This is a genomic window from Streptosporangium oxazolinicum, from assembly GCF_039537505.1.
GTDB classification, from domain to species: Bacteria; Actinomycetota; Actinomycetes; order Streptosporangiales; family Streptosporangiaceae; genus Streptosporangium; species Streptosporangium oxazolinicum.
Genome location: NZ_BAABAQ010000002.1, coordinates 1 through 16,013, shown reverse-complemented (window position 1 = coordinate 16,013; position 16,013 = coordinate 1). Strand labels below are relative to the sequence as shown.

The window sequence follows — 16,013 nt, the reverse complement described above, 5'->3', positions numbered from 1 at the left end:
CGGGCGATGTGACGGACCGCCCTGGGCGGCGGTGGGCGCCGCGCGAGGACCCGGTCCCTCGGGCCTGTTTTGTGGATCTTTTCGCCTCCTGCGGTCGTCCAGGCGGCGCCCCGCGGCGTTGTCGTCGTCGCCCATAACTCCGTTATGAACTCCTCCTCCGCCGTGCGGGGCATCCACCCGGACGATCCTCGCCACGGCGAAGATCCACAAAACAGGCCCTAGAGCCGGTCGATCTCCGTCAGGTCGATGTCGACGTCGAAGGGGACCGAGACCTTGAGCCGGTCGCGATGGATGCCGGTGAGCGCGTAAGAGTGGGTGACCGGGTCGAGCTCGTAGACGTAGATCGCGGGCCTTCCCGACGGGTTCTCGACCAGCCAGAAGTGCGCGACGCCCGCTTCGGCGTACAGCACGGGCTTGCGGTCGCGATCGCGGGCCGTGGACTCGGGGGAGACGACCTCCACTACCAGCACGACGTCCTCGGCCCGGTAGAAGGTCTGCTCCGGGCTGTGCTCGGCGGAGGCGTGGATGACGCTGATGTCGGGTTCGGGCCGCTGGCGTTCGCCTAGTATGACGCTCATCTCCCGGCGCGCTCGGAGATCAGCGGGTGCCGCATGGCGGAGGGCATTGACCAGCAGATCCACCGCTCGCGTGTGAAAAGAAGCCTGGGGACTCACGAAGACCAGGCTTCCATCGATCAACTCTGTGTGCGCGGGCAATTGCGGAATGCGATCGAGATCCTCCGCGACGAACCCCTCCGGCGGGGGGAACACCCAGTCGGGCAGTGAGGACTCCGTCATCTCGGGGCTCCGTACGTCGACCGTCATGCCCTCACGGTAGCAAGGGGATTCCGTTCCGTGAGGACACTTGCCGGTGCCCGGTGTCAGGCGCGGGCGGCCTCCTCGCGGCGGGCGCGCTCCCTGATCGCGTGCTCGTCGGTGCGGGCGTCGTAGTCGCGGAACCTCGGCAGCAGCGCGGCCATCGCGGCCACCGCGCCGACGCACAGCAGGCCACCGGCGCCCAGGGAGAAGCGGGTCCCGCCGAGCTGGGCCATCAGGCCGGCCCTGGCGTTGCCGAGCATCGGGCCGCTGGTGTACGAGAGCAGCTCGATGCCCGCCAGGCGGCCACGGAACTCGTCGGGGATGGTCTGGTTCCAGATGGTCGAGCGGAAGACACCGCTGATCATGTCGGCGGCCCCGGCCACGGCCAGGAAGGCGAAGATGCCCCAGACGCTGGGCATCAGCGCCGCCAGCGCCACCGCGACGCCCCACACGGCCGCCGCGACGATCACGCCGAGGCCGTGCCGGTGCACGTGCGCCGTCCAGCCGGAGGTGACCGAGGCGATCAGCGAGCCGATGGCGGAGGCGGAGAAGAAGAGCCCCAGGGCCTTGGGGGCGCCCAGCTCGTCGGCGAGGAACGGATACAGCGCGGTGGAGAACGCGAAGATCATCGCGGCGATGTCGACCAGGTAGGTGCCCATCAGGTCGGAGCGGCCCACGGCGTAGCGGACCCCCTCGACCAGGGACCTGATCGAGGCCGCGGGCGTGTCCTCCGGCCGAGGCTGGGCCCGGACCATCCAGAGCAGGACCAGGGACGCCAGGAAGGTCACGACGTTGACGCCGTACGCGACGGCGACGCCGAACCAGGCCGCGATCAGGCCGCTGAGGCCCGGGGCGACGATGGCGCCCAGGTTCCAGCGGAAGGCGCCGAGGGCGGCGGCCGCGGCCAGCTGGTCGTGCCTGACCACGCGCGGCATCAGCGACTCCAGGCTGGGCCGCTGCAGGCTGCCCAGCCCGGCCGAGAGCGCGCCGACCACGTACAGCACCCAGACCTGCGGGTTCGGCAGCAGCGCGTTGACGGTCAGGATCGTGACCGTGAGGCAGAGTCCGACCTCGGTGAGAAGGATGATCTTGCGCCGGTCGAGGGCGTCGGCGATCGCCCCACCCCAGAGCCCGCACACCACCATCGGGACGAACTCGGCCACGCTGACCAGGCCGACCGCCAGGTAGGAGCCGGTGAGCTCCTTCATCTGCAGCGGGACCGCGACCAGCGTCAGGAAGGTGCCGAACATCGTGATGACGCCGGAGCCGAAGAGCAGCCGGAAGTCGCGCGAGTCGCGAAGGGGGCTGAGATCCATCGCCAGACGGCGGAGCAGGGTTCTGATCGGTCGATCGGCGTTTTCCGGCACGAACAGCTAGTTTCGGGGGTGATCTACGCGAAGGCAAATCATTTTTCGGCAGGTCACCGTCGGGCCGGGCCGAGGGGAAGCCGTTCCCCGGCCGCCTGACACCCGCCGGGCGTACGGCGACGGGGGATCGGTGTCCGGGCGGGCGTCAGCGGGCCGAGGACCTTCCGCAGCGAAACGGGCGTCGGAAGCGGGCGTCAGCGGGCTGGGGACTTTCCGGGGCGAGAAGCCGGGCCTCAGCGGGCTGGGGATCTGCTGGCGGGGGTCCGGCTTCCTGGCGGGAGCGGTTGTCAGGAAGGGCCCAGGACCTCCTGGCGCAGCCGGGTCTTGAGGATCTTGCCGCCGGGGTTGCGGGGAAGCTCCGTCTCGCGCACCCAGAACCTGACCGGGACCTTGAAGGGGGCGATCCGCTCGCGCAGGAAGGCCCGCAGCTCCTCGTCGGTCGCCGGGGACGACAGCCGGAGCACCGCGCCGACCTCCTCACCCAGCTCGTCGTGGGGGATCCCGATCACCGCGGCGTCCTCGACCGCCGGGTGCTCGAACAGGGCGGCCTCGACCTCGGCGCAGTAGACGTTCTCGCCGCCGCGGATGACCATGTCCTTGGCCCGGTCCACGATGAACACGAACCCCTCCTCGTCCACCCTGGCCAGGTCACCGGTGTGCAGCCAGCCGCCCACGAAGGTCTCCGCGGTGGCCTCGGGCCGGTTCCAGTAGCCCAGGATGACGTTCGGGCCGCGCAGGCAGAGCTCGCCGACCGTGCCGACCGGCAGTTCGCCGCCGATCGGGTCGGTGATCCTCACCTCGACCACGGCCATCGGCAGGCCGATGCTGTCGGGCTTGGCCAGGTAGTCGGCTCCGGTGTTGCCGATGGCGAGCGCGGTGGTCTCGGTCATGCCGTACCCGTTGGAGGGGGCGCGGCCGGGCAGCTGCTCGGTGATGCGCTCCAGCAGCTTCGGCGGGGCGGGGGCGCCGCCGTACCCGAGGCCGCTGAGGCTGGAGATGTCGTACCTGTTCAGGTCGGGATGCGACAGGAGCTGCCACACGTTGGTGGGCACGCCGGTGAGCCCGGTGATCCTCTCGCGCTCGATCAGCTCCAGCGCGCGGCCCGGGTCCCACCTGTACATCAGTACCAGGCCGCCCCCGCTGAACATGGTGGTGGTCATCACCGCGAAGCAGCCGGTGACGTGGAAGAGCGGCACGGTGAGCAGGGTGACCCGCCGCTGCCCGGCCGTCTCGCCCGGCTCCCTGCCCGCCCTGATCAGGGTGCGGTACAGGCCGTAGGCGACGGTCATCGGCGACTGCCCGAGGTTGCGGTGGCTGCCGAGCGCGCCCTTGGGGCGGCCCGTGGTGCCGGAGGTGTAGAAGATCGTCGCAGGGTCCTCGGGGGAGAGCTCGACCGGCGGCAGTGTCACGCCCGCCTCCACCTCGCCGATCACGTCCTCGAGGGAGCGGGCGCCCTCGGGTGCCTCGCCGCGGGTCACGATCAGCGCCGGGCCCGATCCGGTGAGCGCGGTGAAGCCGGTGAGGCCGGTGAGCCCGGCCGCCCGCTCGCCGTCGGCGATCAGCACCTTGGCCCCCGAGTCCGACAGCCCGTACTCCAGCTCCTGCGGCGTCCACCACGCGTTGAGCGGCACGGCTATCGCCCCGATGGCCAGCGTGGCGGAGAAGGCGATCACCCACTCGGGGTAGTTGCGCATGGCGATGGCCACCCGGTCGCCCTTGCCCACGCCGTACTCGTCCACCAGGCGCCGCGCGAGCGTGGCGGCCCGCCGGAAGTGCTCCTCGTAGGTGAGGTGCTCGTCCTCGTAGATCAGGAAGACCTTGTCGCCGTGGAACCTGCTCGTCTCAAGGAGTGCTCGGAAGTCGCGGGGCGCGTGTTTCCAGGTTCTGACGGTCCCGCCGTGGCCGGGAACCTCTTCCGTCTCGAAAAGCTGCCCGGGGCCGGTGAGCCGGGCCCGGACCTGGTCGTGGGTGACAGTCATGCGTTCGTACTCCCGGAGGCTGAGAAACCGGAAACGTTACGATACCGACCGGTAGGTACGTGCAACAATGCCGAAACATGGCCGATCGTTTCGTGCCCGCGTTCGCCGGCCGCGAAGCGCGATTTTCGCGGTGTTTCCCGCCGGGTGCGGCGTTTCTGAGCGTTAGAGCCCTCTGTCGTATCGGCTTGCATGGCAATCCTCCAAGATGCATAATCTTTCTAGTAAGTCCATGAGGAGCAATGCATAAGCATGCAGACATCGGGGGGACGGATGAGAGCGGCGATCGCGGGTGCCAGCGGCTACGCCGGAGGTGAGCTCCTGCGCCTGCTGCTGTCCCACCCCGGCATCGAGATCGGCGCGCTGACGGCGGCCTCGAGCGCGGGCACCGCCCTCGGCGCCCACCAGCCACACCTGGCCCCGCTGGCCGACAGGGTCCTGCTGGAGACCACGCCCGAGACCCTCGGCGGCCACGACCTCGTCTTCCTCGCCCTGCCGCACGGGCAGTCGGCCGCCGTCGCCGAGCGACTCGGCGACGGCACCCTCGTGGTCGACTGCGGCGCCGACTTCCGGCTCACCGACCCCGCCGCCTGGGAGCACTTCTACGGCGGCGCCCACGCGGGCACCTGGCCGTACGGGCTGCCCGAGCTGCCGGGGCGGCGCGAGGAGCTGCGCGCCGCCCGCAGGATCGCGGTGCCGGGGTGTTACCCGACGGCCGTCACCCTGGCCATGTTCCCCGCCTTCGCCGCCGGTCTCGTCGAGCCCGACGTGGTGGTGGTCGCCGCCAGCGGCACCAGCGGAGCCGGCCGGGCGCCCAAGCCGAACCTCCTGGGCAGCGAGGTGATGGGCTCCGCCACCGCGTACGGCGTCGGCGGCGTCCACCGCCACACCCCGGAGATGGAGCAGAACCTCTCCCCGCTGGCGGGCGAGCCGGTCACGGTCTCCTTCACCCCCGTGCTGGCGCCGATGAGCCGTGGCATCCTCGCCACCTGCACCGCCCCCGCTAGACCCGGCCTCACCTCCGCGGTCCTGCGCGAGGCCTACGAGGCCGCCACCAAGGACGAGCCGTTCCTGCGGCTGCTCCCCGAGGGCCAGTGGCCCGCGACCTCGATGACCCTCGGCGCCAACACCGCCGCCCTCCAGGTCGTCCTGGACGAGCGCGCGGGCCGCGTCGTCGCCGTCGTCGCCATCGACAACCTCACCAAGGGCACGGCCGGAGGCGCGATCCAGAGCGCCAACCTCGCCCTCGGCCTGCCGGAAGAGTCCGGCCTTCCTCTCAACGGAGTCGCCCCATGAGTGTGACCGCCCCTCTCGGCTTCCGCGCGTCGGGTGTCGACGCCGGGATCAAGTCCGGCGTCGACCGCGACCTGGCACTGATCGTCAACGACGGTCCCTCGCGCGCCGCCGCCGGGGTCTTCACCGCCAACCGGGTGAAGGCCGCGCCGGTCCTGTGGTCCGCGCAGGTGCTGGCAGGCGGCCGGGTGCACGCCGTCGTCCTCAACTCCGGCGGCGCCAACGCCTGCACCGGGCCGCTCGGCTTCCAGGACACCCACGCCACCGCGGAGAAGGTCGCCGAGGCACTGGGCGACTCGGCCGGGGAGGTCGCGGTCTGCTCCACCGGCCTGATCGGTGAGCGGCTGCCGATGGACCCGCTGCTGGCCGGGGTCGACCTCGCGGTCTCCCAGCTCGCCAGGGACGGCGGCCTCGCCGCCGCCGACGCCATCCGCACCACCGACACCGTCTCGAAGATCTCCTTCAGGAAGGGCGCGGGCGGCTACATGGTCGGCGGCATGGCCAAGGGCGCGGGCATGCTCGCCCCCGGCCTCGCCACCATGCTGTCGGTGATCACCACCGACGCCGACCTGCCCGCCGAGCGGCTCGACGAGGTGCTCCGCAAGGTGACGCGGGTCACCTTCGACCGGCTCGACGCCGACGGCTGCATGTCCACCAACGACACCGTGCTGCTCCTGGCCAGCGGCGCCTCGGGAGTCGTCCCCGACCTCGCCGAGTTCGAGCAGGTCCTCCTCGCGGTCTGCGCCGACCTCGCCCGCCAGCTGCTGATGGACGCCGAGGGCGCCTCCAAGGCGATCGCCATCGAGGTCGTCGGCGCCGCCTCCGAGGACGACGCGGTCACCGTCGGCCGCGCCGTTTCCCGGTCCAATCTCCTCAAGTGCGCCATCTACGGTGAGGACCCCAACTGGGGCCGGGTGCTCTCGGCCGTCGGCACCACCGACGCCGTCTTCGAGCCCGACCGGCTCAACGTGGCCATCAACGGCATCTGGATCTGCAGGGGCGGCGCCGCGGGCGACGACCGTTCCAAGGTCGACCTCACCCCGCGCGAGGTGACGATCACCATCGACCTGTCGGCGGGACCGCACTCGGCGACGATCCACACCACCGACCTCACCGTGGCGTACGTCCACGAGAACTCGGCGTACTCCACATGAGGCGCGCCGAGGCCCTGACGAAGGCCGCCACCCTCATCGAGGCGCTGCCCTGGCTCGCCGGCTTCCACGGCGCGACCGTCGTCATCAAGTACGGCGGCAACGCGATGACCGAGGAGCACCTGCGCGAGAAGTTCGCCGCCGACGTCGTCTTCCTGCGCTACGCCGGGCTCAAGCCCGTGATCGTGCACGGGGGAGGGCCGCAGATCAACGCCCACCTCGACCTGCTCGGCATCGAGTCCACCTTCACCGCCGGGCTGCGGGTCACCACCCCCGAGGCCATGCGGGTCGTCAGGATGGTCCTCGTCGGCCAGGTCAACCGCGACGTGGTCGGCCTGATCAACCGGCACGGTCCGTTCGCGATCGGCATGTCCGGCGAGGACGCCCACCTGTTCACCGCCGTGCGCAAGCACGCCGTCGTCGACGGCGTCGGCGTCGACATCGGCCAGGTCGGCGACATCGTCAAGGTCGAGGCCGGAGCCGTACGAGCGTTGCTGGACGACGGGCGGATCCCGGTGATCTCCTCGATCGCGCGCGGCGACGACGGCACCGTCTACAACGTCAACGCCGACACCGCCGCCGCCGCGCTCGCCGTGGCCCTCCAGGCGTCCAAGCTGATCGTCCTGACCGACGTCGAGGGCCTGTACCGCGACTGGCGTCCCGACGCCGACGAGAACGAGATCATCGCGCGACTGTCCGCCACCGAGCTGGAGAAGCTCCTGCCGGGCCTGTCCAGCGGCATGATCCCCAAGATGGAGGCGTGCCTGACCGCCGTCCAGGGCGGCGTGCCACGGGCCCACGTGCTCGACGGCAGGGTGCCCCACTCGGTGCTGCTGGAGATCTTCACCGACGAGGGCATAGGAACCATGGTGCTGCCCGACGCCCCGGAGGCGGCGGCCACACCGGAACCGGTCAGGCGGCGGCCCGAGGCCCCCGCCCAGCTGAAGGGGAACGACCAGTGAGCCCGAAGGAAAGCCCCGCAGGAGAGGCGCTCGCCAGACGCTTCGAGGCCGCCTTCATGCCCAACTACGGCGTGCCCCCGGTGGCGCTGGCCCGGGGCGAGGGCGCGAGGGTCTGGGACGTCGACGGCCACGAGTATCTCGACCTGATCGGCGGCATCGCGGTCAGCTCGCTCGGCCACGCCCACCCTGCCCTGGTGGAGGCCGTCTCCCGGCAGGTCGCCACGCTCGCCCACACCAGCAACCTCTTCCTGCACGAGCCCGAGGTGCTGCTCGCCGAGCGCCTGCTCGGCCTGCTCGGAGCCCCGGCCAAGGTGTTCCTCACCAATTCGGGAACCGAGGCCAACGAGGCCGCGCTCAAGCTCTCCCTCAAGTACGGCACATCGAACGGCCGCACCTACTTCGTGGCCGCGGAGAACGCCTTCCACGGCCGCACCCTCGGCGCGCTCGCCCTCACCGGCAAGCCCTCCATCCGCGACCAGTTCGGCCCGTTCCCGATCGACGTCCGCTTCGTCCCGTACGGTGACGCCGACGCGCTCAAGAGCGCGGTCACCGGCGAGTGCGCCGCGGTCTTCCTCGAACCCACCCAGGGCGAGGCGGGGGTCGTGCCCCCGCCCGAGGGCTACTTCACGGCCGCGCGCGAGATCTGCGACGTCACCGGCGCCCTGCTGGTCGCCGACGAGATCCAGTCGGCGATCGGCCGCACCGGGCACTGGTTCGCCCACCAGCACGAGGGCGTCCTGCCCGACGTGCTCACCCTGGCCAAGGGCCTCGGCGGCGGCATGCCGATCGGCGCCTGCGTCGGCTTCGGCGCGGCGGCCACCGCCTTCGCCAAGGGCGACCACGGATCCACCTTCGGCGGAAACCCCGTCTCGGCCGCCGCCGCGCTCGCCGTGCTCGACACCATCGACGCGGACGGCCTGCTGGAGCACGTCCGCACCGTCGGCGCCGAACTCGCCGAGGGCGTCGCCGCGATCGACCACCCGCTGCTCGCCGGCGTCCGCGGCCGGGGCCTGTGGCGGGCCGTCGTGCTCACCGACGCCCGCTCCGCCCAGGTCCAGGCCGCCGCCCAGCGCGCCGGCTTCCTGGTCAACGCCCTCCAGCCCGACGCGGTACGGCTCGCGCCCCCGCTGGTGATCACCTCCGCCCAGGTCGCGGCCTTCGTGGCCGCGCTTCCCGCGATCCTCGACGAGGCCGCAGATGCCCAGTAACCCCGCCGGACAGGCGCACGTCAGGCACTTCCTGAGGGACGACGACCTCTCGCCCGCCGAGCAGGCCCGGGTGCTCGACCTGGCCGAGGCCGTGAAGAAGGACCGCTACGCCTACCGCCCCTTCGAGGGCCCGCAGACCGTCGCCGTCCTGTTCGACAAGCACTCCACCCGCACCCGCGTCTCCTTCGCGGTCGGCATCGGCGAGCTCGGCGGCCTCCCTCTCATCCTCGACGCCGGATCCTCCCAGATGGGCCGCGGCGAGTCGATCGAGGATACCGCCCGGGTCCTGGAGCGCCAGGTGGGCGCCATCGTGTGGCGCACCTCGGGCCAGGAGCGGATCGAGGCGATGGCCTCGGCGTCCTCGGTGCCGGTGGTCAACGCCCTCACCGACGAGTTCCACCCCTGCCAGATCCTCGCCGACCTGCAGACCGTCAGGGAGCACTTCGGCAGGACGGCGGGGCTAACCCTCGCCTACTTCGGCGACGGGGCCAACAACATGGCCCACTCCTACCTGCTCGGCGGTGCCGTCGCCGGCATGCACGTGCGGATCGCCACCCCCGCCGGATACCTGCCCGACCCGGAGATCCTCCGGCGGGCCGGCGAGGTCGCCGAGGGGACCGGCGGGTCGGTCGCCGTCCTCGCCGACCCGGCCCAGGCCGCCGCGGGCGCGGACGTGATCGCCACCGACACCTGGGTCTCCATGGGCCAGGAGGACAGGGAGCAGCGGATCGCCGACCTGATGCCGTACCAGGTCAACGCCGTGCTGGTGAGCCGGGCGGCCCCCGGCGCCGTCGTCCTGCACTGCCTGCCCGCCTACCGCGACCTGGAGATCTCCGCCGAGGTCCTCGACGGCCCGCACAGCCTGGTGTGGGACCAGGCGGAGAACCGGCTGCACGCCCAGAAGGCCCTGCTGCACTGGCTGGTCTCGGTGGCGGGCCGGGACACGCCCACCGGCGACGGGTGATCCACATGACGATCCCGATGACCAAGGTCGCCCGCCAGGCACGGATCGCCGACCTGCTGCAGCGGCAGCCGGTCAGATCCCAGCCCGAGCTGGCCAAGCTCCTGCTGGAGAGCGGTGTCGAGGTCACCCAGGCCACCCTCTCCCGCGACCTGGACGAACTCGGCGCGCTCAAGCTGCGCGCCGAGGACGGCTCGCTGGTCTACGCCCTGCCGGGCGAGGGCGGCGGCCGGATAAGGCTCGCCAGGCTCGGTACCGGAGAGTCCCCGGCCGCCAGGCTCAGCAGGCTCGCGGAGGAGCTCCTCGTCTCCGCCGAGGCCTCCGCCAACCTCGTCATCGTCCGTACGCCACCGGGCGCCGCGCAGTTCCTCGCCTCCGCCATCGACCACGCCGACTGGGAGTCCATCCTCGGCACGGTCGCGGGAGACGACACGATCCTCGTCATCAGCCGCGACCCACTGGGCGGGGCGGCCGTCGCCGAAGGACTGCTCCGGCACGCCGATCGACGTATCTAGCCTGCCCGGGTGGGCTGCCCCGGCAGCGTCCGGCACCCGTGACCAATAAAGATCTTGGAGGTACCCATCATGACCGACCGGGTCGTCCTCGCCTTCTCCGGAGGACTCGACACCTCCGTCGCCATTCCCTTCCTCGCCGAGAAGACCGGTGCCGAGGTCGTCGCGGTCGCCGTCGACGTCGGCCAGGGCGGTGAGGACATGGAGGCCGTCCGCAAGCGCGCCATCGACTGCGGCGCCGTGGAATCCGTCGTCGTGGACGCCCGCGAGGAGTTCGCCGCCGACTTCTGCGTGCCCGCGCTGCAGGCCAACGCCCTCTACATGGACCGCTACCCGCTGGTCTCCGCCCTGTCGCGGCCGCTGATCGTCAAGCACCTGGCCGCGGCGGCCAAGGAGTTCGGCGGCACCCACGTCTCGCACGGCTGCACCGGCAAGGGCAACGACCAGGTCCGCTTCGAGGCCGGTCTGGCCGCCCTCTACCCCGAGCTCAAGGTCATCGCCCCCGCCCGCGACTACGCGTGGACCAGGGACAAGGCGATCGCCTACGCCGAGGAGAAGAACCTGCCGATCGAGACCACCAAGAAGAACCCGTACTCCATCGACCAGAACATCTGGGGCAGGGCCGTCGAGACCGGCTTCCTCGAGGACATCTGGAACGGCCCGATCGAGGACGTCTACGCCTACACCGCCGACCCGGCGCAGCCACGCGACGCCGACGAGGTCATCATCAGCTTCGTCAAGGGCGTTCCCGTGGCGCTGGACGGGCGGCACCTCACCCCGTTCCAGGTCATCGAGGAGCTCAACCGCCGCGCGGGAGCCCAGGGCGTCGGCCGCCTCGACATGGTCGAGGACCGGCTCGTCGGCATCAAGTCCCGCGAGGTCTACGAGGCACCGGGCGCCACCGCCCTGATCACCGCCCACATGGAGCTGGAGAACGTCACCGTCGAACGCGACCTCGCCCGCTTCAAGCGGTCGGTGGACCAGCGCTGGGGCGAGCTCGTCTACGACGGCCTCTGGTTCTCCCCGCTCAAGAAGGCTCTCGACACCTTCGTCGCCGAGGTCCAGGAGCACGTCACCGGCGAGATCCGGATGACCCTGCACGGCGGCCGGGCCACCGTCACCGGGCGCCGCTCCGAGGCGTCGCTGTACGACTTCAACCTCGCCACCTACGACACCGGCGACACCTTCGACCAGTCCCTGGCCAAGGGCTTCGTCGAGCTGTGGGCCCTGCCCGCCAAGATTGCCTCCGCCCGGGACGCCCGGCTGGTCTGATTGGGCTAAGGTCGCGGATTGAATGGGGAGGTCACGGAGTGAATGGGGAGGGAGAACAACGGTGACTGATGGTGGTAAGCCGATGCGGCTCTGGGGCGGCCGGTTCGAAGGAGGTCCGGCCGACGCGCTGACCAGGCTCTCGGTGAGCGTGCACTTCGACTGGCGGCTGGTGCCGTACGACCTGCTGGCCTCGCGCGCGCACGCCAGGGTGCTGCACCGCGCGAACCTGCTGAGCGACGACGAGCTGACGCGCATGATCGGCGCCCTGGACGACCTGGAGCGCGCCTGTAAGGCGGGCGAGTTCCGGCCGACCGTCGCCGACGAGGACGTCCACACCGCGCTGGAGCGCGGCCTGCTGGAACGCCTCGGCACGCTCGGCGGCAAGCTCCGGGCCGGTCGCAGCCGCAACGACCAGGTCGCCACGGACCTGCGGCTCTACCTGCGCGACCACGTCAGGCACATCGTGTCCCGGCTGGTGGAGCTGGAGACCGCGCTGATGAGCCAGGCCGAGGAGCACGCCGAGACGGCGGCCCCCGGCATGACCCACCTGCAGCACGCCCAGCCGGTGTCCTTCGGCCACCAGCTCCTGGCGCACGTGCATGCCTTCGCCCGCGACATCGACCGCCTGCGCGACTGGGACCGGCGCGCGGCCGTCTCCCCGCTGGGCTCGGGGGCGCTGGCCGGATCCTCCCTGCCGCTCGACCCGCAGGCCGTGGCCAGGGAGCTCGGCTTCGACTCCGCCGCGCCCAACTCGATGGACGCCGTCGCCGACCGCGACTTCGCCGCCGAGTTCCTGTTCGACGCGGCGATGATCGGCGTGCACCTGTCGCGGCTGGGCGAGGAGATCGTCCTGTGGGCCTCGCAGGAGTTCCGCTGGATCGAGATGGACGACGCCTACTCCACCGGCTCTTCGATCATGCCGCAGAAGAAGAACCCCGACGTGGCCGAGCTCGCCCGGGGCAAGAGCGGCCGTCTCATCGGCAACCTCATGACGCTGCTGACGACGCTCAAGGGCCTGCCGCTGACCTACAACCGCGACCTGCAGGAGGACAAGGAGCCGGTCTTCGACTCCGTCGACAGCCTGCTGCTCGTCCTTCCCGCGATGGCCGGGCTCGTCGCGACCATGCGCGTCAACACCGCCAAGCTGGAGTCCTCGGCCCCCGACGGGTTCGCGCTCGCCACCGACCTCGCCGAGCTGCTGGTCCGCAGGGGCGTCGCCTTCCGCGAGGCCCACGAGGCGGTCGGCCACCTCGTCGTCTGGTGCCAGGTCAACGACAAGGACTTCGGCGAGCTCACCGACGAGGAGCTGGCCAAGGTCTCGCCGCACTTCACGCCCGACTCCCGCGAGGTCCTCTCGGTGCCCGGCGCCCTGGCGGCCCGCAAGGCGCACGGCGGTACGGCACCCGACCGGGTTCGTGACCAGCTCATCGCACTGCGTGAGACCGTCGACGCCCAGGCCGCCTGGGCGAGCGGAAACTGACGCGCGGCGATGGCCGTCGACGAGCACGGCGGGCGACCGCCCGCCGCGTCCACGCCGCTGGCCCGCGACTTCTTCGACCGGCCCGCCCACGAGGTCGCCCCCGACCTGCTGGGGCGGGTGCTCGTACACGGGCCGGTCGCGGTACGCCTCACCGAGGTCGAGGCGTACGGGGTGCCGGGCGAGGATCCCGCGTCGCACACCTACCGGGGCCGGACGCCGCGCAACGCGGTGATGTTCGGTCCACCGGGTCACCTGTACGTCTACTTCACGTACGGTATGCACTTCTGCGCCAACCTCACCTGCCTTCCCGAGGGGATCGGCTCCGGCGTGCTGCTGCGGGCCGGAGAGGTGATCTCCGGTGTCGAGACCGCCCTGGCTCGACGGAGCGCGGGAAGCGCCCGTCCCGTCAGGGAGGTCGACCTCGCCAGGGGGCCCGCACGCCTGGCGGTGGCGCTCGGCCTCACCCGCGAGCACAACGGGCTCGACGCCTGCGCGCCCGGATCACTCTCCTCACTCTCCGTGACCGAGGGTGAGCCGGCCAAGCCGTCGTCCATCCTGTCGGGACCGCGCACCGGGGTCTCGTCGGGCCGGGAGACGCCGTGGCGCTTCTGGACCGACGGTGAGCCCACGGTCTCTCCCTACCGGCCGCATGTCCCGCGCCGCCGGTAGGCCGATGGCGTCTCCTTATCGGGCGCGTCCCGTGCTGCCGCGCCGGTAGATCGACGGCGAGTCCACAGTCTCTTCCCGCCGGGGTCGTACGTCCCGCACCGAGGTAGATCACGTGTGGTCCCTCCTCGTCGGTCCTCGTGCCCTCCCTCCCCGTCCGTCCTCGTGCCCTCCCGCGCTGGTCGCCTCGTGCGAGAGGAGGGTTTCGAGTGGCGCTACGGTGCCGTGATCGGGCAGGGTGTACGAGAGCGCTAAATGTCCCTTCGAGCATTGGAAAGCAAGGATCGTGACCGACATTCTGGATGACCTCGCCTGGCGCGGCCTGATCGCGCAGTCCACCGACATCGACGCCCTGCGCGCGGCGATGGCCGAGGGTCCGATCACGGTCTATTGCGGCTTCGACCCGACCGCTCCCTCCCTGCACGTCGGCAACCTGGTCCCGCTGCTCACCCTCACCCGCATCCAGCGGGCGGGCCACCGGGCCATCGGCCTGGTGGGCGGCGCGACGGGTCTGATCGGCGACCCCAGCGGCCGGAGCACCGAGCGCTCGCTCAACTCCTCCGACGTCGTGGCCGAATGGGTGGCGCGGATCCGCGTCCAGGTGGAGAAGTTCCTCGACTTCTCAGACGAGAAGGCCGGGATCCTCGTCAGCAACCTCGACTGGACGGAGGGCATGACCGCGATCGACTTCCTGCGCGACGTCGGCAAGCACTTCCCGGTCAACCGCATGCTCGCCCGGGAGTCGGTCTCGGCCCGGCTGGGCGGGGAAGGGCTCAGCTACACCGAGTTCAGCTACCAGATCCTGCAGGCCAACGACTACCTGGAGCTGAACAGGCGCTATGGCTGCACGCTCCAGATCGGCGGCAGCGACCAGTGGGGCAACATCACCGCGGGAACCGACCTCATCCGCCGGGTGACGGGCGGCCACGTGCACGCCCTCACCGTGCCGCTGATCACCAAGGCGGACGGGACCAAGTTCGGCAAGACGGCCGGCGGCGCGGTCTGGCTCAACCCGGAGATGACCTCTCCGTACGCGTTCTACCAGTTCTGGCTGAACGCGGACGACCGTGACGTGGTGAAGTTCCTCAAGATCTACAGCTTCCGGTCCCGTGAGGAGATCGAGGGGCTGGAGAAGGCCGCCGCCGACCGGCCCGCCGGGCGCGAGGCACAGCGGGCGCTCGCCGAGGAGTTCACCACGCTGCTGCACGGCGCCGACGAGTGCGCCGCGGTGATCGCCGCCTCGGCGGCCCTGTTCGGCCAGGGCTCCCTGGAGGAGCTGCCCGCGCGCACGCTGGGGGAGGCCCTCGCCGAGGTGCCGCGCGCGGAGGTGCCCGCCCTGGGGGCGTCCTTCGTCGACCTGCTCGCCGAGAGTGGCCTGGTCAAGTCGAAGTCGGAGGCGCGCCGCGCGGTGAAGGAGGGCGGCGCCTACCTCAACAACGTCAAGGTCACCGACGAGACGTACGTGCCGTCTGCCAGTGATCTGCTTCACGGACGCTTCCTGGTGCTGCGCCGTGGCAAGCGTTCCATCGGCGGCGTCGAGGTCGTCGCGGGCTGATCTCGCCCCTGTCTCGCTTCTGTACTCTCGCGGGGGCGTGTGGTCCCCGTGGTTTCTCGTGTTGTTCCGATCTTCCGCGTTGACCTGGCTCTTTGGCCAGGTCAACGCGGTGATTCCGGATGACTGATGCTCCGGCTCCGGTCGGGGTGTCAGTCGTCTCACCGCGTAACATTCCGGTAGCGAACGTTCCCGGTTTTCTCAACGAACTGCTCTGACCTGCGATTTTGTCGGGTGTCGCTGATTTGACGATGTTCCGGAGGGCGCATAATCTTTGCAATGCCCCGGAGCGAGCCGGACGCCGATCGGCGGACGGGCCCAGGGCCACTCCTCCTGAACGAACCTGAGCGTTCGGACCCCGCGTAGGTCGCCGGAAAACCGGTTGATTCGCTGTGGCCCGGATGACACGGTAGGTTCAGAGGGTTGCCTCGGAGGCGAGGCGATGGAAATCCTAGCAAGTTTGCAGGTTTTGTGACAAACGGCTGATGGCTAGCAATTTGACACAATCTTAACAGGCTTGTACGGTTGAAATACGAAATGGAACGCCCCGGAGTTCTACTCGGCTGGTTGGTCGGGTCTGGGTGATGGTGTACGCGTCCGTTTCTTGAGAACTCAACAGTGTGTTAAAAGCCAGTGCATGAAGCACAACCCCGTCCTACCACCCTATCGGGGTGGGGGATGGATTCCTTTGGTTGATGACACCCGCCCCTTCTTTGTGTGGTGGGTGGTTTCAGCTGGGTAGGACTGTTCAAGCATTGTTTGGAGAGTTTGATCCTGGCTCAGGACGAACGCTGG

General features: G+C 70.5%; 13 protein-coding genes. 10 read left to right on the top strand and 3 right to left on the bottom strand.

The window, feature by feature from the left end; all coding sequences use genetic code 11:
• Window positions 1-218 precede the first annotated feature (218 nt).
• The 3 genes from ABD817_RS05460 to ABD817_RS05450 form a co-directional block, all read right to left on the bottom strand.
• Window positions 219-797: a Uma2 family endonuclease gene (locus ABD817_RS05460; RefSeq protein ID WP_344917178.1), complete on the bottom strand. Its 579-nt coding sequence runs from the start codon at window positions 795-797 to the stop codon at window positions 219-221.
• An 83-nt stretch (window positions 798-880) separates the two neighbouring features.
• Window positions 881-2,134, bottom strand: coding sequence for an MFS transporter (locus tag ABD817_RS05455; RefSeq protein WP_344915649.1), 1,254 nt, complete (start codon window positions 2,132-2,134; stop codon window positions 881-883).
• Between the two features lie 338 nt (window positions 2,135-2,472).
• Window positions 2,473-4,164 (bottom strand): class I adenylate-forming enzyme family protein, encoded by a 1,692-nt coding sequence (locus ABD817_RS05450; protein WP_344915647.1) that lies wholly within the window; start codon window positions 4,162-4,164, stop codon window positions 2,473-2,475.
• Window positions 4,165-4,434: 270 nt separating this feature from the next.
• On the opposite strand from ABD817_RS05450, the gene argC reads away from it, so the two are divergent.
• The 10 genes from argC (at window position 4,435) to tyrS (ending at window position 15,221) form a co-directional block, all read left to right on the top strand.
• On the top strand, window positions 4,435-5,457 hold the full coding sequence (gene argC / locus ABD817_RS05445; RefSeq protein WP_344915645.1) for an N-acetyl-gamma-glutamyl-phosphate reductase: 1,023 nt from the start codon (window positions 4,435-4,437) through the stop codon (window positions 5,455-5,457).
• On the top strand, window positions 5,454-6,608 hold the full coding sequence (gene argJ, locus ABD817_RS05440) for a bifunctional glutamate N-acetyltransferase/amino-acid acetyltransferase ArgJ (protein WP_344915643.1): 1,155 nt from the start codon (window positions 5,454-5,456) through the stop codon (window positions 6,606-6,608). Before argC ends, argJ begins: the two co-directional genes overlap by 4 nt.
• Window positions 6,605-7,567, top strand: coding sequence for an acetylglutamate kinase (gene argB, locus ABD817_RS05435; protein WP_344915641.1), 963 nt, complete (start codon window positions 6,605-6,607; stop codon window positions 7,565-7,567). Before argJ ends, argB begins: the two co-directional genes overlap by 4 nt.
• 56 nt (window positions 7,568-7,623) lie before the next feature.
• Window positions 7,624-8,775: an acetylornithine transaminase gene (locus tag ABD817_RS05430; RefSeq protein ID WP_344917176.1), complete on the top strand. Its 1,152-nt coding sequence runs from the start codon at window positions 7,624-7,626 to the stop codon at window positions 8,773-8,775.
• On the top strand, window positions 8,765-9,739 hold the full coding sequence (gene argF / locus ABD817_RS05425) for an ornithine carbamoyltransferase (RefSeq protein ID WP_344915639.1): 975 nt from the start codon (window positions 8,765-8,767) through the stop codon (window positions 9,737-9,739). The genes ABD817_RS05430 and argF overlap by 11 nt, the downstream gene beginning before the upstream one ends.
• Before the next feature lie 5 nt (window positions 9,740-9,744).
• The gene (locus tag ABD817_RS05420) at window positions 9,745-10,251 is read left to right on the top strand and encodes an arginine repressor (protein WP_344915637.1); all 507 of its coding nucleotides are present in this window, start codon (window positions 9,745-9,747) and stop codon (window positions 10,249-10,251) included.
• Between the two features lie 69 nt (window positions 10,252-10,320).
• The gene (locus tag ABD817_RS05415) at window positions 10,321-11,520 is read left to right on the top strand and encodes an argininosuccinate synthase (RefSeq protein WP_344915634.1); all 1,200 of its coding nucleotides are present in this window, start codon (window positions 10,321-10,323) and stop codon (window positions 11,518-11,520) included.
• An 82-nt stretch (window positions 11,521-11,602) separates the two neighbouring features.
• On the top strand, window positions 11,603-13,000 hold the full coding sequence (gene argH, locus ABD817_RS05410; RefSeq protein ID WP_344917174.1) for an argininosuccinate lyase: 1,398 nt from the start codon (window positions 11,603-11,605) through the stop codon (window positions 12,998-13,000).
• Window positions 13,001-13,009: 9 nt separating this feature from the next.
• Complete coding sequence (locus tag ABD817_RS05405; RefSeq protein ID WP_344915632.1) at window positions 13,010-13,669, top strand: DNA-3-methyladenine glycosylase; 660 nt, start codon at window positions 13,010-13,012, stop codon at window positions 13,667-13,669.
• A 283-nt stretch (window positions 13,670-13,952) separates the two neighbouring features.
• The gene (gene tyrS / locus ABD817_RS05400) at window positions 13,953-15,221 is read left to right on the top strand and encodes a tyrosine--tRNA ligase (protein WP_344915631.1); all 1,269 of its coding nucleotides are present in this window, start codon (window positions 13,953-13,955) and stop codon (window positions 15,219-15,221) included.
• The last annotated feature ends 792 nt before the right edge of the window (window positions 15,222-16,013 follow it).